1 protein-coding gene is annotated in these 493 nt (G+C 57.0%); it reads right to left on the reverse strand.

What is annotated here, in order from left to right:
* The coding region (locus EXE45_RS19990) for a hypothetical protein (RefSeq protein WP_158294330.1) at positions 1–493 on the reverse strand (493 nt) is incomplete at both ends.

The raw sequence follows: 493 nt of genomic DNA on the forward strand, positions 1-493 counted from the left end.
GGTTATGGCAGACTCCATCTCGATGATCGGGTTCTTCCGCATCTCGTGGAGCCCGACCTTCGCCTTCAATTCGCTGGTGTTTGTCCGATTTGAGCCCTCAGCGTCACGGTACTCCCAGTCTCCGTGATCCATGCTCGCACACAGGACCTGTGTGATCTCAATTGGTGGCATGTCGTCCGGCGAAGGGGCATCGTCCGTTGGGGATTCGCTCCGTGCGTTTATTCGATAGTGGATTCCAAGGAGCCACCCCTCAACATTGTGGTGCGCGTAGAACGTGTTGCCCATCGAGGCTTTGACTTCCAGGCCCGGACCGTTGTCAGAGTCTTTGACGGCGTAATCGTCTGGCCATTCGTGGTCAGTCCCGTCGTATAGCAAGTCTGGGTACCCATCGTCGAGTCGGTTGAGCACGAAGTCCGGTGATTCCTCTCTAAATCGGGTCGTCAGGCGGTGGCTGACGAATCCACCAATCGCGTTGTTCGCTCGGAACTGCTCG

This window comes from Halorubrum sp. SP9, from assembly GCF_005435015.1.
GTDB lineage: Archaea > Halobacteriota > Halobacteria > Halobacteriales > Haloferacaceae > Halorubrum > Halorubrum sodomense.